The sequence below is a fragment of the Streptomyces sp. NPDC017890 genome, assembly GCF_044328675.1.
Taxonomy (GTDB): domain Bacteria; phylum Actinomycetota; class Actinomycetes; order Streptomycetales; family Streptomycetaceae; genus Streptomyces.
On record NZ_JBIRHU010000004.1, the window covers coordinates 171,324 to 185,721 of the forward strand.

12 protein-coding genes are annotated in these 14,398 nt (G+C 72.0%); 8 read left to right on the forward strand and 4 right to left on the reverse strand.

Annotated features, from left to right (window positions below; genetic code table 11):
- Positions 1–32: 32 nt before the first annotated feature.
- Entirely contained in the window at positions 33–1,541 is a 1,509-nt protein-coding gene (locus ACH4F2_RS07330; RefSeq protein ID WP_398131713.1) for a carboxylesterase/lipase family protein, read from the reverse strand.
- Between the two features lie 249 nt (positions 1,542–1,790).
- The gene (locus ACH4F2_RS07335; RefSeq protein WP_398131714.1) at positions 1,791–4,514 is read right to left on the reverse strand and encodes an ATP-binding protein; all 2,724 of its coding nucleotides are present in this window, start codon (positions 4,512–4,514) and stop codon (positions 1,791–1,793) included.
- A 122-nt stretch (positions 4,515–4,636) separates the two neighbouring features.
- On the opposite strand from ACH4F2_RS07335, the gene ACH4F2_RS07340 reads away from it, so the two are divergent.
- From ACH4F2_RS07340 to ACH4F2_RS07350, 3 genes are read left to right on the forward strand one after another with little or no spacing between them, the layout of a single operon-like run.
- On the forward strand, positions 4,637–5,023 hold the full coding sequence (locus ACH4F2_RS07340; protein ID WP_398131715.1) for a nuclear transport factor 2 family protein: 387 nt from the start codon (positions 4,637–4,639) through the stop codon (positions 5,021–5,023).
- Entirely contained in the window at positions 5,020–5,673 is a 654-nt protein-coding gene (locus tag ACH4F2_RS07345; RefSeq protein ID WP_398131716.1) for a CatB-related O-acetyltransferase, read from the forward strand. Before ACH4F2_RS07340 ends, ACH4F2_RS07345 begins: the two co-directional genes overlap by 4 nt.
- On the forward strand, positions 5,670–6,560 hold the full coding sequence (locus ACH4F2_RS07350; protein ID WP_398131717.1) for a virginiamycin B lyase: 891 nt from the start codon (positions 5,670–5,672) through the stop codon (positions 6,558–6,560). The genes ACH4F2_RS07345 and ACH4F2_RS07350 overlap by 4 nt, the downstream gene beginning before the upstream one ends.
- A 592-nt stretch (positions 6,561–7,152) precedes the next feature.
- Here ACH4F2_RS07350 and ACH4F2_RS07355 read toward each other — a convergent pair.
- On the reverse strand, positions 7,153–7,737 hold the full coding sequence (locus tag ACH4F2_RS07355) for a TetR/AcrR family transcriptional regulator (protein ID WP_398131718.1): 585 nt from the start codon (positions 7,735–7,737) through the stop codon (positions 7,153–7,155).
- 82 nt (positions 7,738–7,819) lie between these two features.
- On the opposite strand from ACH4F2_RS07355, the gene ACH4F2_RS07360 reads away from it, so the two are divergent.
- From ACH4F2_RS07360 to ACH4F2_RS07380, 5 genes are all read left to right on the forward strand, one after another.
- Positions 7,820–8,623 (forward strand): SDR family NAD(P)-dependent oxidoreductase, encoded by an 804-nt coding sequence (locus tag ACH4F2_RS07360; RefSeq protein ID WP_398131719.1) that lies wholly within the window; start codon positions 7,820–7,822, stop codon positions 8,621–8,623.
- A 112-nt stretch (positions 8,624–8,735) separates the two neighbouring features.
- The gene (locus ACH4F2_RS07365; RefSeq protein ID WP_398131720.1) at positions 8,736–9,380 is read left to right on the forward strand and encodes a (2Fe-2S)-binding protein; all 645 of its coding nucleotides are present in this window, start codon (positions 8,736–8,738) and stop codon (positions 9,378–9,380) included.
- 12 nt (positions 9,381–9,392) lie between these two features.
- Positions 9,393–10,376 (forward strand): FAD binding domain-containing protein, encoded by a 984-nt coding sequence (locus ACH4F2_RS07370; RefSeq protein ID WP_398131721.1) that lies wholly within the window; start codon positions 9,393–9,395, stop codon positions 10,374–10,376.
- Positions 10,373–12,592, forward strand: a complete 2,220-nt coding sequence (locus ACH4F2_RS07375) for a xanthine dehydrogenase family protein molybdopterin-binding subunit (RefSeq protein WP_398131722.1) — start codon at positions 10,373–10,375, stop codon at positions 12,590–12,592. The genes ACH4F2_RS07370 and ACH4F2_RS07375 overlap by 4 nt, the downstream gene beginning before the upstream one ends.
- A gap of 74 nt (positions 12,593–12,666) precedes the next feature.
- Positions 12,667–12,975: an XdhC family protein gene (locus ACH4F2_RS07380; protein WP_398131834.1), complete on the forward strand. Its 309-nt coding sequence runs from the start codon at positions 12,667–12,669 to the stop codon at positions 12,973–12,975.
- Here the strand turns inward: ACH4F2_RS07380 and ACH4F2_RS07385 are convergent.
- Positions 12,894–14,318 carry a non-reducing end alpha-L-arabinofuranosidase family hydrolase gene (locus ACH4F2_RS07385; protein WP_398131723.1) on the reverse strand — a complete coding sequence of 475 codons (1,425 nt, stop codon included), beginning with the start codon at positions 14,316–14,318 and terminating at the stop codon, positions 12,894–12,896. The genes ACH4F2_RS07380 and ACH4F2_RS07385 overlap by 82 nt on opposite strands.
- Positions 14,319–14,398: the final 80 nt, after the last annotated feature.

Below are 14,398 nucleotides of genomic sequence, written 5' to 3' on the forward strand. Positions count from 1 at the left end.
TCTTCCGGTCACGCTCACCGGTGTGCCCGAGTTCACGGACGCAGGAGCGGAAAGTCAGCCTCGGCCCAAAGAGCACGCACAGCGGCGGCCCTGTCGTCGGCGGGGCCGTCTCCGTCTTCGGTGCTCCACACCTCGGCCCCGGTGGTGGAGTTGCCCACCGGGGGCCAGCCCGGGTTCCCGGTGGCGGCGAAGCCGGCCCATGCGCGCACCATGCGGTGTGCCAGCCCGTGGTCCGCGGGTGTGGGTGCTCCGCCGATGAGGAATGCCAGGCAGTCGTTGTCGAGGTTGCCGAAGGCGAAGGGGATGTCCGCACAGTGCCAGGCCCGCACGACCCCGTTCGGGCCGGTGCGCCGACGATCGAACCGCGACAGGAACGCCCGGCCGCCGGCTTCGGCGTGAAGCTCGACAAGCCGGTTGCTGTACTCGCCGAACAGCAGGTCCCCGAAGACGGCGAGGTAGACGTCGAGCACCGGGGCGTGGGGCATCGCAGCGCGATATCCGGCCACCAGGCCGTCAGGCAGGCCGAAGTCCTCGGCGAAGCGGGCGAGTTCTTCCTCGGTGGTGACCTTCGCGCTGCTGCCGACCGCGTCGAGCAGCCAGTACTCCTCGGTGGTGTGGCAGACCAGCAGGTCCACATCCCGGGCCGCACCGGAGGCCATCCCCGTGAGGGGGTCGGTGGGCAGGACGTCGCCGTCGAGGACGGGGGCGTAGAGCGAGGGATCGTAGTGGCGGGAACCGGAAGCGGGGTCACGCCGGTAGTCGTCGACCACCCGGTCGGAGGCGGCGACCAGGGCCTGCGGGGTCGCAGCTGTCAGGCCCTCGGCCGTGGCAGGGCAGCCCGCTGCCGCAGCGATCTCGCGGGTGGTCTCCGCGGCTGTTCCGAGCGTGTAGCAGGGGCTGGCGGTGCTGTGGGCGATGGCACGGTGGAACAGGCCGCGGGCGCGGTCCATCACCATCAGGCAGGCAACCGACGCGGCCCCGGAGGACTGCCCGGCGACCGTGACGTTGCCGGGATCGCCTCCGAAGGCGGCGATGTTGTCACGGACCCAGCGCAGGGCCGCGACCTGGTCGAGCAGACCGCGGTTGTCCGGGCAGGCGGTCGCCTCGGCGGCGGGGACGTGGCCGAAGCCCTCGAAGCCGAGCCGGTAGTTGAGGGTGACCACGACCAGACCGGCGCGGGCCAGCGCGGTGCCGTCGAAGTCGGGCTGGGCGGAGGATCCGAAGGTATAGGCACCACCGTGGATCCAGACCAGGACGGGCAGACGGCCGCCCTCGGGGGCCGGGGTCCATATGTTGACGGTGAGGATGTCCTCGTCGCCGGGCGACCACGCGGGTGCGCCGGGCAGTTGTGCCGACTGCGGGGCGACGGGGCCGAAGGCCGTGCAGTTCCGCACTCCGGTCCACGCCGGCGCGGGGCGGGGTTCCCGGAACCGGTTGGCGCCGAACGGCGGGGCGGCGTAGGGGACACCAAGGGCGGCGACGACTTCGGCAGAGGCTCGGAAGCCCTGGACCGCACCGTTCTTCGTGGTGAAGGTGTCCATCGGGAGTTTTTCCTCTCGTCACACGCCAGTTCGCCGGGGAGGAGCGGACTTCAGCTTCGCATCGCGCGGTGGTCCGGGACCAACACCGAGATCATGGTGATTGACGCACCGGTGATGTGATTCCCCCGCCGATGGCAGACCGCCGCGTCGGCGGACGACGTTCACCGACGACGGCAGCACGGCGCCCGGGGCAGCGGGTGCGAGTGAGACGGGCGGTACCGAAGGGTGAAGTCCGGGTCAGGGGTCGTGTCATGGTGCGGCATCTGTGAGTGCGAGGGCGGCGAGTTCGGTTCGTGCGGTGACGCCGAGTTTCGGGAACGCCTTGTAGAGGTGATGGCCGACGGTGCGCGGGCTGAGGAACAACTGCGCGGCGATGTCCCGATTGGACAGGCCGCGCGCGGCCAGCCGTATGATCTTGCGTTCCTGCGAGGTGAGCACGGACAGTGCTCCGCCCGCGGCCGCGGGCCCGGGTACGGCTTCGCCGGCCGCGTCGAGTTCGGCGCGGGCCCGCTCCGCCCAGGGCGTCGCGCCGAGTCTGCGGAAGGCCTCGAACGCGTCGCGGAGTTGGGTCCTGGCCTCGGACTTGCGGCGCATGCGGCGCAGCCATTCGCCGTAGAGGAGAGCGGTCCGCGCGCGTTCGAACTGCCGGTCGTCGGGGTGCAGCCGCAAAGCGGCCCGGTACAGCTCCGCGGCGTCCGCTTCCGGCGCGAGCAGCGCGCGGCACCGTAGGACGTGCGCGTCGATCCACGGCTGCGCGGCATCGTGTGCCCAGTCCGTGAGCCGTGCGAGCGGCTCACGGGCGTCACCCGGCCGGCCGAGCCGCACCGCCGCCTCGACGAGGTCGGGAATGCTGCGCGGGCCGGGAAGCTGATGTCTCACCGGTCCGGTGTGCAGGGCGGCCAGGCGGGAGCGGGCGGATTCCCATCGGGCGTGGCCGAGGTCGAGCAGGGCCAGTGCCCAGTGTGCCCAGGACATGCCGGGCGGGGCCGCCCCGGGCTCCGGCGCGGCGAGCGCGTCGTCGGCGAAGGCGTGACAGCGTCGCTCGTCACCCGCCACCGCGGCCAGGTAGGCCAGCACGCCGCTGATTTCGGCCGTCCACTGCCGGTGTCCGAGCTCCTGGGCGATGTGCAGCGCTTCGGTCGCCTCGTCCCAGGCGTCGGTGTGACGGCCGAGGAAGGTCGATGCCCGGGCGGCACACGCCAGCGCGGGCGGCGTCCGGCCGATCCAGCCACGGTCGCGGCACTGGGCGAGGAGTTCGCCGGCCACCCGGTGTGCCTCGGTGTCCTGGCCGGCGGCCTGAAGGCTGGTGGCTCCGACCAGGATCGTGTCGTGCGGGCCGCCGAATCCGGTCCGTTCGGCGGCTGCGACGCGTCGTGCGAGGTTCTCGGGGTCCCGGTCCCCCTGCCCGATCGCGGACCGCGCCGTCCAGGTCAGCAGGCGGGCCACGTCGGTGAGCGGGTCGTCGGGCGGCAACGGCAGGGCGTCCAGCCGGTCCGCGGTGTCCGCGATCTCGTCCTGCCCGAGATACCAGGCGGCGTGCACCGCGTCGAGCATCATGTGAGCGGCCAGTACCGGATCGTCGGCCTGGGAGAGCTCGGCCGCCTCGGTCAGCAACCGGCGGGCCGTGCGGAGCAAGCCGTGATGGAACGCCGCGGCGGCGCGGACCCGGATGGCGCGGACGGTCAGGTCCGGGTCGTCCGTGCTCGCGGCGCCACGACGGGCGAGCTCCACCATGCGGTCGGTGTCGCCTTCCTCCGCGATCGCTTCCGCCGCCAGCACGAGCCGGCGGGCCCGGTCCGTGCCGGACTCCGTCAGCTGTGCGGCCCGTTCGTAGGCCGCCGCGGCGGCGGCGTATCCGCTTCGTTCGGTGGCCCGTCGGGCGGTGCTCTCCAGTTCCGCGGCCACCTGCTCGTCGGGGCCCGTGGCCACCACGGCGTGGTGCCAGGCGCGCCGGTCGGCGTCCTGCGGCCGGTGGAGGGCTTCGGCGAGGGCCGTGTGCACCACGAGGCGGAGGCTGACCGGCGCCGCCTGGTAGACGGCCGACCGTACGAGGGGGTGGTGGAAGCGCACGGTGCGGTTGTCCACCCTCAGCAGCCCCGCCGTCTCCGCGGGCACCAGGTCCGTGGGGCGGCAGCCCAGAGGGGCGGCCGCGCGCAGCACGACGTCGCGGTCACCGGTGTCCTCGGCGGCCGCGACGAGGAGCAGGTGCCTGCTCGGCTCGGGCAGTCGCCGTACCCGGTCGAGAAAGGCCGCCTGGACCGTGTCGGTCATGGGCAGGGCCTGTCCTGCGGTGACCGGCCGGCCGGCGGCGAGAGCGAGGGGCAGTTCGAGCAGGGCGAGCGGGTTGCCCTGTGCTTCGGCCAGCACCCGGTACCGGTTGGCGGGGGACAGTGTGGCGGCGTGCTCGGCCAGCAGCACGGCGGCGGCGGGCGCGTCGAGCCCCGTCAGCGGCAGGTGGGCGAGTCCGGGGGCGTCGAAGCCGGTCCGGGCGGTGATGATCAACGCCGTGCCCTCGGCGTCGAGCCGCCGCGCCGCGAACAGCAGGGCCTCGGCCGACGCCCGGTCCAGCCACTGCGCGTCGTCGACGAGGCACAGGACCGGCCCGCCGTCGGTGAACTCGGCGAGGAGGGAGAGGACGGCGAGGCCGACGAGCATGCGGTCGCCCGGTTCGGCCGGGGCGAGACCGAAGGCCCCGCGCAAGGCACGCGCCTGCGGGGCGGGGAGGGCGTCGGTCCGGTCGAGAGCAGGGCGCAGCAGCATGTGCAGGCCGGCGAACGGCAGATGGGCCTCGGACTCGATCGCGGTGCAGCGCACCACCCGCAGCCCGTCGGCCGCCGAGGCCGCGTACTCCATCAGCGCGGTCTTGCCCATGCCCGGCTCCCCGGTGATGAGCAGGCAACCGCTGCGACCGGTCCGGCAGTCCGCCAGTAACCGGTCGATGACTGATATCTCGTCACTCCGTCCGTACAGCACGTGGTGAGAGTACTCAAGCCGACCGGGAATCCCGGGCCTGATTGCCGGGGCGTGACGGATTCCGCTCCCGGCCCTGGGCCGTAGCGTGAGAAGCAGAGCACGGCGGCGGAAGGAGATCGACCATGTCCGGCTTCGACGACCTGGCCAGGCGGTACCTGGCGAGTTGGAACGAGCGCGACCCGGCCAGGCGCCGGGCGCTCGTCGCCGAGCTCTGGACCGACGACGCCGGCTACGTCGATCCGATCGTGGCGGCCGAGGGCCGCGACGCCATCGAGGACGCGGTGGCCACGGCGCAGCGGCAGTTCCCCGGCCTGGTGTACCGGCCGGCCGGCGAGGTCGACGGCCACCACGACGTCGCACGCCTCGCCTGGGAACTGGCGCCGGCCGGCGGCCCCCCGGTGATCCTCGGGCTTGCCGTCATGGTCACCGAGCGGACCCGCCTGCGCCGCGTCCACTGCTTCCTCGACCCCGTCCCCGTACACATCTCAGCACCAGGAGCCGGAAGTTGACACCTGACCCGAAGACCCTCCACCCGCTGCCGGCGCACGACCGGGTGGTGTTCCTCAAACCGCTGATCGACTCACCGAAGATCGTCGTGGGCGAGTACACCTACTACGACGACCCCGACGGCGCCACCGGCTTCGAGCACCACAACGTGCTCTACGCCTACGGCCCGGAACGGCTGATCATCGGCAAGTACTGCGCCATCGCCGCGGGCACCCGGTTCCTGATGGCGGGCGCCGACCACCCGACGATGGGCGTGTCCACCTTCCCGTTCACCATGTTCGGCGGCGAGTGGGCCGAGCGGACCCTCGACATCGTCACCGGCATGCCCAGCCGGGGCGACACCGTGGTCGGCAACGACGTCTGGTTCGGCCACCGGGCCACCGTGATGCCCGGCGTACGCGTCGGCGACGGCGCCGTCATCGCCGCCGGCGCGGTCGTCACCGCGGACGTGCCGCCGTACACGATCGTCGGCGGCAATCCGGCCCGCCCGATCCGGCAGCGGTTCGACGACGCCGGCATCGACCTGCTCCTGCGTGCCGCCTGGTGGGACTGGCCGGCCGGGCTGATCACCGAACACGCCCGCACCATCATGGCCGGCACCCCGGCCGACATCGCCCGCATCGCCGCCGGCCACGGACTGGAGACCGCATGACGGACGTGTCGATCGAGGAACACCCCGTGGCCGGCGGCGGACCGTACGCGATCACCACCGGCCCGGACGGCGCGCTCTGGTACACGCTGGTCCACAGTGGCCGCATCGGCCGGCTCGTGCCCGGCTCCGAGCCGGAGAGCCACCGGCTCGACCCGGGCTGCGGGCCGACGGTCATCACCACCGGGCCGGACGGCGCCCTGTGGTTCACCGAGTACCAGGCGCACCGCGTCGGCCGGATCACCCCCGACGGCACCGTCACGGAGTTCCCGTTGCCCACCCCGGAATGCGGGCCGTTCGGCATCGCGGCAGGACCCGACGGGGCGCTGTGGTTCACCGAGACCACCGCCGACCGCATCGGCCGGATCACCACCGGCGGTGAGGTCACCGAGTTCCCCCTCCCGGCCACCGGCACCTTCCCGTCCGCGATCACCGCGGGAGGGGACGGCGGGATGTGGTTCACCATGAACCAGGCCGACGCGATCGGCCGGATCGGCACCGACGGCACGGTCACCGTCCACCCGCTGCCCACCGCGGCCGCCGCGCCGGTCGGCATCGCCCTCGGCCCCGACGGTGCCCTCTGGTACGTCGCGATCGCCGCCGGCCACATCGGCCGCATCACCACCGACGGCGAGATCAGGGAGTTCCCGCTGCCCGACCGCGCCGGCCGGCCGCACGCCATCACTCCGGGCACCGACGGCGCCCTGTGGTTCACGGAGTGGGGCGGCAACCGCGTCGGCTCCATCACCACCGAGGGCGTGATCGAGGTGCACGACCTGCCCACGCCCGGCTCGGAGCCGCACGGCATCACCCTCGGCCCCGACGGTGCCGTGTGGACGGCACTGGAAACCGGCGCCCTCGCCCGTATCGTCCCGAACCCGCTGCCCTGAGCCACGGGACGGCCTTGCCGGTGAGGTGCGATCACACGATCGTCCTCGCCGGGAACCGCGCCGAGGCGGCCCGGTCCTTCCGTGAGCCGTCCGAACCCCCGAGGCGCCGTCGCGGGGCCCGCCGACCGACACCCGGCTCGACGAAGGCGTACCGCTGCGATTCGCCGAGCTGCCGGGAGGCCGCTCGGCGGGCCCTGGCCGACCACGGCCGCTTCGGCGTCGTGGTGTGCGGCGGGTGCGCCTCCGGCCGATACCGCGACCGCGGTCCACACCGCCGTCGGCCCCTCGGCCGGCCCTGTGACCCCTTGCCGTCGTTCACCTTCCCGAGCTCGCGGGAGACGGCGTGTCCACCCTGTCCCGGCGGCTGCCGGGCCGTCACGACGACCAGCTCACCGGCAGGCTCCATCTCGGCCCACTCCGGACGCCGGCTCGCTCGTCATGCCCCGCAGCACTTCACCCCCGTGTGACGACCTGCCCCCGCATTCCGGCCGTGACCAGCTCCCCGAGCTTCGGCCGGTGCTGCGCACACTCGTCGGTCGCACCGTGCGTCCCTACAGGAAGACGCCTTTGCCGTGCCTGCCCGGACGCCGCCTCACCCGGAGCCCCGCACCGCCGCGAGGCACTGGTCGTAGAGGTCTGCCAGGTCGAGTCGTCCGTCGTGTCCGACCCACAGCTCGGTCGCCGTGTCCGCGCAGGCGAAGACCGTCGCGATGATCGCTCTGGCACGCGGGTCGGGGGCCGGACCTGAGGCGGTGCCCAGCCGCGCCTCGATGGACGGGACGAGTGCGGCCTGCCAGCGCAGGCGCTTCTCGATGTAGCGGGCGTGCAGCGAGGGAGTGTCGAAAATGAGACGGGAAAGCTCCAACGCCCGCTCAGGAGTGTGGTTGGCGGTCAGGAGGACCTCGAAGCCGGCGCGCAGGGCATCCCAGGCGGACATCCCGGCCGGCTGCTGCTCGACGGTCTGCTTCAGAAACTCGCCCAGCGCGTCCTGATCCCCGCAGACCAGGTCCTCCTTGGTGCCGAAGTAGCGGAACAGGGAACGTTGCGAGATCCCCGCCTCCCGGGCGATCTGCGCGATCGTCGTCTGCTCGTAGCCCTGTTCGGCGAACAGGCGAACCGCCGTGTCCAGGATCGCCTGGACGGCCACCTGTCGCGAGCGGTCCCACAGAGTCGTCATGGACATCAGGCTATCGCCCTGGACAGGAGCCGCCTACTTGGCATTTACTGCCAGGAAGGCAGCGACTGAAAGAAGGTCGGACATGACAGCCGTCGACTACCGCGGACAGACCACACTGATCACCGGTGCCAGCGCCGGCCTGGGCGCCGAGTTCGCCCGCCAGCTCGCCGCCCGCGGCTCCGGTCTGGTACTGGTCGCCCGCCGCAGAGAACGCCTGGAGGAGCTGGCCGCCGAGCTGCGCGCACACCACCACGTCCAGGTCCACGTCGTGGAGATGGACCTGGCCACGGACAACCCCGGACAGGCGCTGGCCGCACAGACGGAGCGGCTCGGCCTGCGCGTCACCGGCGTGGTCAACAACGCGGGGTTCGCCACGTTCGGCCCCTTCCACCAGGCGGATCCGGCACGGACGCGTCGGGAGATCGCCGTGGACGTGACGGCCGTGGCCGACATCAGCCGCGCCTTCATCGAGCAACTGCGCGAGGAAGGACGCGGAGTGCTGGTCAACGTGGCGAGCATGGCCGCCTACCAGCCCAACCCACGCATGGCGCTCTACGGGGCGACCAAGGCGTTCGTGCTGAGCCTCACCGAAGCGCTGTGGGAGGAGTCCCGCGGTACCGGACTGCGGGTGCTCGCCCTGTCCCCCGGCGCCACCCGGACCGAGTTCTTCGACGTCGTGGGCACCATGCGGGCCGCCGGAGGGAGCAAGCTCGCCTCGCCCGTCGACGTCGTCCGCACCGCGCTCGCCGCCCTGGACCGCAGGAACCCGCCCCCCAGCGTCATCGCGGGACGCATGAACCGGGTGGCCGCCGCCCTCACCCGCCGCCTGGCCACCCGACGCCAGGTCATCCGGGTCGTCGGCCGGCTCACCGCCGAGGGGAGATGACGACAGCCGGGGAAGCCGTGCTCCTGGCCGTGACGACGACACAGGCTCGGTCCCCGGACACGTCGACGAGTACGGCCGTCCCTCAATCCACCACCGAGCCGAAGGCACACACATGTCCACTGAACACGCCGAGTCGGTCGCCCCTCCCTCTGCCGAGTTACCGCCGGCGCCGTCCCGGCGCACGTTCATCGCGACGACCACCGCGCTGGGCGGTGCCGTCGTCGCCGGTGGCACGGTCGCGGGCACGCCCGCACTCGGCGCCGGAGTGGCCGGCGCCGCCGGTCCGCCCAGCGGCCGCCTCTCGCTGGCCGTCAACGGCGAGCGGCACACCGTCACGGTCGACAACCGGACTTCGCTGCTGGACCTGCTGCGCGAGCATCTCGGCCTGACCGGCTCCAAGAAGGGCTGCGACGCCGGCGCCTGCGGGGCGTGCACGGTCCTGGTCGACGGCCGCCGCGTCAACTCATGTCTCACATTGGCGATACGCCTGGAAGGTGCCGAGGTCACCACGATCGAGGGTCTGACGCCGGGCGAGGACGACACACTGCATCCGCTGCAGAGTGCGTTCATCCAGCAGGACGCCCTCCAGTGCGGCTTCTGCACCTCCGGCCAGATCATGTCCGGCATCGGTTGCATCCAGGAAGGCCACAGCGGCTCCGCGGAGGAGATCCGGGAGTGGATGAGTGGCAACCTCTGCCGCTGCGGCTGCTACGTCAAGATCGTCAAGGCGGTCGACCAGGCCGCGCACGGGAAATGAGGTCCGGCCACCATGTACCCCTTCTCCTACACCAACGCACCCGACGTCCAGGGCGCGCTGGCCTCCGGGCGGCGTGGCGGCCGGTACATCGCCGGCGGCACCTCCCTGGTCGACCTGATGCGCGAGACCGTCGAACGCCCCCGCACACTGGTCGGCATCAGCGACCTGCCGCTGCGCGAGATCACCGTCACCGAACGCGGGGGCCTGCGCATCGGCGCCCTGTTACGGATGGCCGAGGCCGCCGCCCACTCCACGGTGCGCACCACCTACCCCGTCGTCTCCCAGGCACTGGAGCTCAGCGCCTCCCCGCAACTGCGGAACATGGCCACCATCGGCGGCAACATCATGCAGCGCACCCGCTGCACGTACTTCCGTGACGTGACCGCCACCTGCAACAAGCGCGACCCGGGCTCGGGATGCGCGGCACGGAACGGCTTCAACCGCACCCATGCCATCCTCGGCACCTCCGACCACTGCGTGGCCACCCATCCCTCCGACGCCGCCGTGGCCTTCGCGGCACTGGAGGCGACCGTGAACCTGCTGGACCGGGACGGGAGCGAGCGCAGCGTGCCCTTCGCCGACTTCCTCCTCCGGCCCGGCAGCACCCCCAGCCGCGAACAGGCCGTCCAGCCAGGAGAATTGATCACGGCCGTGGAGATCCCGGCCCATCCGCGCCCGCTCAGATCGGGCTATCTGAAGGTTCGCGACCGGCAGTCGTACGAGTTCGCCCTGACCTCCGCGGCCGTCGTGCTGCACGTCCGCGGCGGGGTGATCCGCGAGGCGAGGGTCGCCGCCGGCGGCGTCGGCACCGTCCCGTGGAGACTCCCCGCCGTCGAGCAGCGTCTCGTCGGCGAACGCCCTTCGAACGCCCTGTGGACCGAGGCTGCCGAGCGGGCGGCCGAGGGAGCCCGCCCGCTGGAACACAACCGCTTCAAGGTCGAGCTGCTCAAACGCACCGTCGAACGCCAGCTGCGCATCGTAGGAGGTACCAGGTGAGCCCCCAGCCGCAGGCAGCCGTCGGGGCACCGCTGTCCCGGGTGGACGGGCGGCTGAAGGTCACCGGCCAGGCCGACTACAGCGCCGACCACGACATCAGGGGTGCGGTTCACGCGGTCGTCGTCGACAGCGGCATCGCTCTCGGCCGCATCACCGCCATCGACACCCGCGCCGCCCTGGCCCTGCCCGGCGTTCTCAGGGTGATCAGTCACCTCGACGCACCCAGGCTGGAGTACCGCGACAACCCCGGGGCGTTCATGGACCCACCGGCCGGCGAACGGCTTCACGTCTTCCAGGACGACCGGGTCCGCTTCTACGGGCAGCCCGTCGCCGTGGTCGTGGCCCGGACACTGGAGACCGCGCAGCACGCCGCGGGCCAGGTGAGGGTCTCGTACGAGGCGGAGAAGTCCTCCACCGACCTGACGGCGCCCGGCCTCCCGGTCAACGCCCCCCTGCCCCCGCAGGACTACGAGCGCGGCGACCCGGAAGAGGCGCTGGCGTCCGCGGAGGTGAGGCTGGAGGCCACCTACCGGCTCGGCCGCATGCACCACAACGCCATGGAGCCGCACGCCACCATCGCCCGCTGGGACGGCGACAGGCTCACCGTCTGGGACAAGACGCAGTGGGTGCAGGGCACGCAGAGCGAACTCGCCGCCGTGTTCGGCATCCCGCCGGAATCGGTGCGCGTCATCTCGCCCTTCGTCGGCGGCGCGTTCGGCAACGCGGCGCGGGTCTGGCCGCACTCCACCGTCGCGGCCCTCGCCGCCCGCGAGACCGGGCGCCCGGTGAAACTCGTACTGACCCGCAAGCAGTTGTACTACGCGGTGGGGTTCCGGCCCGCCTACGAGTACACGCTGCGCCTGGGCAGCAACCGGAGCGGGCGGCTGGCCGCGATGGTCCACGACATGAGGGCCGAGACGTCCACCTACGAGCACTTCGTGGAGGGCGTGGTGTCCGCGGGGCAGATGCTCTACGCCACGCCCCAGGTCAGCCAGAAGTACCGGACCGTGCCGCTGGACGTGAACACGCCGACGTACATGCGCGGTCCCGGGTACGCGACGGCCGCGTTCGCCATCGAGTCGGCCCTGGACGAACTCGCCCACGAGCTGGGCATCGACCCGATCGAGCTGCGGCTGCGCAACGAACCCGAGGAGGACCCCTCCAACGGGCTGCCGTTCTCCACCCGGCGGCTGCGCGAGTGCCTCCGTGCGGGCGTCGACGAGTTCCACTGGGACCGGCGGAATCCCACGCCGCGCTCCACCCGCGACGGCGACTGGCTGATCGGCACCGGCGTGGCCGTCGGCTGCTATCACACCGTGCGGCTCGGGGCCGGGGCCCGGGTCAGGCTGGATGCCGACGGCACGGCCCTGGTCGAGTCCGCGTCCAGTGACATGGGCCCCGGCACCTACACCTCGATGACCCAGCTCGCCGCGGACGCCCTCGGCCTGACCATGCGGAGGGTGTCCTTCCGACTCGGCGACTCCCTCATGCCGGCGTCCCCGCCCCACTCCGGCTCCCTGACCATGGCCAGTATCGGCTCCGCCGTCCAGGACGGCTGCGACAAGCTGCGGCAACGGGCGATCGAGCTGGCCATCGAGGACGAGGCGTCGCCCCTGTACGGCGTCGGCGCCGACGACGTCGTCGTCCTCCACGGCCGCTTGCGGGTACGCGGCGACCAGGCCCGCGCGGAGACCTACGAGCAGCTGCTGGCCCGCAACAACCGGACCCACCTCGAGACGCTCGGCTCCTTCACTCCGCCGTCGGGATCCCGGCGGTCCTCCCTGTACGCCTTCGGCGCGACGTTCGCCGAGGTCGCCGTCGACGCTCGCCTGGGCCTGGCGCGGGTCCGGCGGATGCTCGGCGTCTACGACGCGGGCCGCATCATCAGCCCCAAGCTCGCCGAGAGTCAGGCCCTGGGCGCCATGGTAGGCGGCATCGGCCAGGCCCTGCTGGAGCACACGGTCACCGACCATCGCGACGGCCGGATCGTCAACGCCAACCTGGCCGACTACCTCGTCCCCGTCAACGCCGACGTCCCCGACCTGCGGGCGGTCTACCTCGACAACGGCGAGGACCTCGATGCCGCCCCCATCGGCGTCAAGGGTCTCGGCGAGGTCGTCGCCGTCGGTGTGGCACCCGCCATCGCCAACGCCGTCTTCCACGCCACCGGCCGCCGCGTCCGCGAACTGCCCATCACCATCGAAGCCCTGCTCTGAGCCCGGGGCGGCCGGCACCCCCGCCGGCCGCCCCGGACCGGAACCGGCGCGTCGCGCAACCGTCCCACGGCGACATCCCCCTGCTGCGCCAGGCCCTTGGCCTCCCCGTCGGCTGCGTGGGCGCCGTGGGCTCCCGGCGTACCCACGCCCGTCGGCCGGAACTGCCGCGGGAGGCCGGCGTACCGGAGGACCGGTTCGCCCTGCTGCGCTCTCCCGTCGGGCTCGTCCTCGGCGCCCACACCCACCACGCCACCGGCCTGCCCCGACCGGTGCCCCAGAGAGTGCAGCCGACCGGGGAAGGTCAGCGCCGCAGGGTGAGCACGCCCGGCCGCCACGGCAGTCGGTTGTATTCGCCGCCCGCGTCGGGATCCTTGCCCTGGTAGAGGAACTGCAGGTTGCAGGGGTCGATGGTCATGGTCTGGTCGGGGTTGTCGCGGACCAGGTCACCGTGGCTGATGTCGTTGGTCCAGGTGGCGCCGCTGTTGGCCTTGCCCGCGAAGGGATTGGTCTCACTGGCGGCCTGCGGGGTCCACGACCCGTTCAGGCTGGAGGCGGTGAAGGAACGGAAGTAGCGCCCGTTCGCGCCCATCGCCTCAACGATCATGAGGTACTGGTTCTGGCCCTGGACCTTGTAGACCTGTACGCCCTCGAAGAGGTTGGCCTTCGTGTCGCTCATGATCGTCGTGTACGACGTGCCGAAGTTGCCCGGGAAGTTCCCGATCGGCATGCTCGCCCGGTAGATCTTGCCGTTGTCACCGGCGAAGAACAGGTACATGTTCTGTCCGTCGGCGATCAGGGTCTGGTCGATCGGGCCGGTGTCGGAGCCGGAGATGCTCCCGGTGAACAGCGGCTGCGGGGAGGACCAGCCGTTGGGGTTGGTGGGGTCGCTCGACGTGCGGTAGATGAAGGGCCACGCACCCCACTGGTACGCCAGCACCCAGGTGTTCTTGGGCGCGAAGTAGAACAGCGTGGGCGCCACCGCGGCCTGGCTCATCCCGGTCTGGCCGGCCGACGCCATGTCCGACCAGTTCGTGAAGGGGCTGAACGCCATCGAGCCGTACGACGATCCCGACACGTTCGACGCGTAGACCAGGTGCTTGCCGTTGTGCCTCACGGTGGTGAAGTCCTTCACCGCGGCCCACCCGTTCGCCGGCTGCGCCAGCACACCCGTCGACGTCCAGCGGTACGTCGACGGAAGAGAACACGTGCCGTCCGTCGGCGGCGTCCCGGTCAGACCGGTCCACTTCTGGTTGCTGCCGCCGTTGCAGGTCCACAGCTGCACCGCCGTGCCGTTGGCCGTACCGGCGCCTGCGGCCTCCAGGCACAGCCCGGACTCCACGCCGACGACCGTGCCGTCGGAGTTCACCCGCCACTGCTGGTTCGCACCGCCGGAGCAGCTCCAGATCTGCACCCGGGTACCGGCCGTGGTGGCGTGGCCGGGAACGTCCAGGCACTTGTTGCCGTACACGGTCAGCTGGTTGGCGTCCGTCAACGTCCACTGCTGGTTGGTTCCGTTCCAGCAGTCGTAGATCTGCAAGTGGGTGCCGTCGGTACGGACGGCACCCGGCACATCGAGACACCGGCCCGAACCGGCACCGCGGAGGGCGCCGTCGGCAGCCGCCTGAGCCGGGGCGGCGACGAGCATCGCCGCCAACGCGGCCAGGGCCCCGACCACGGCGGCGAGCACCGCGGACGGATGCCTGCGGCTGAAACTTCTTATGTGCATGGAGACTTCCTCACCCTTGAGCAGACGGTTCCGGCCGGCCTCATCAGAGGTTGCCCGGACGGTCGGTGCGGTGCGGTGCG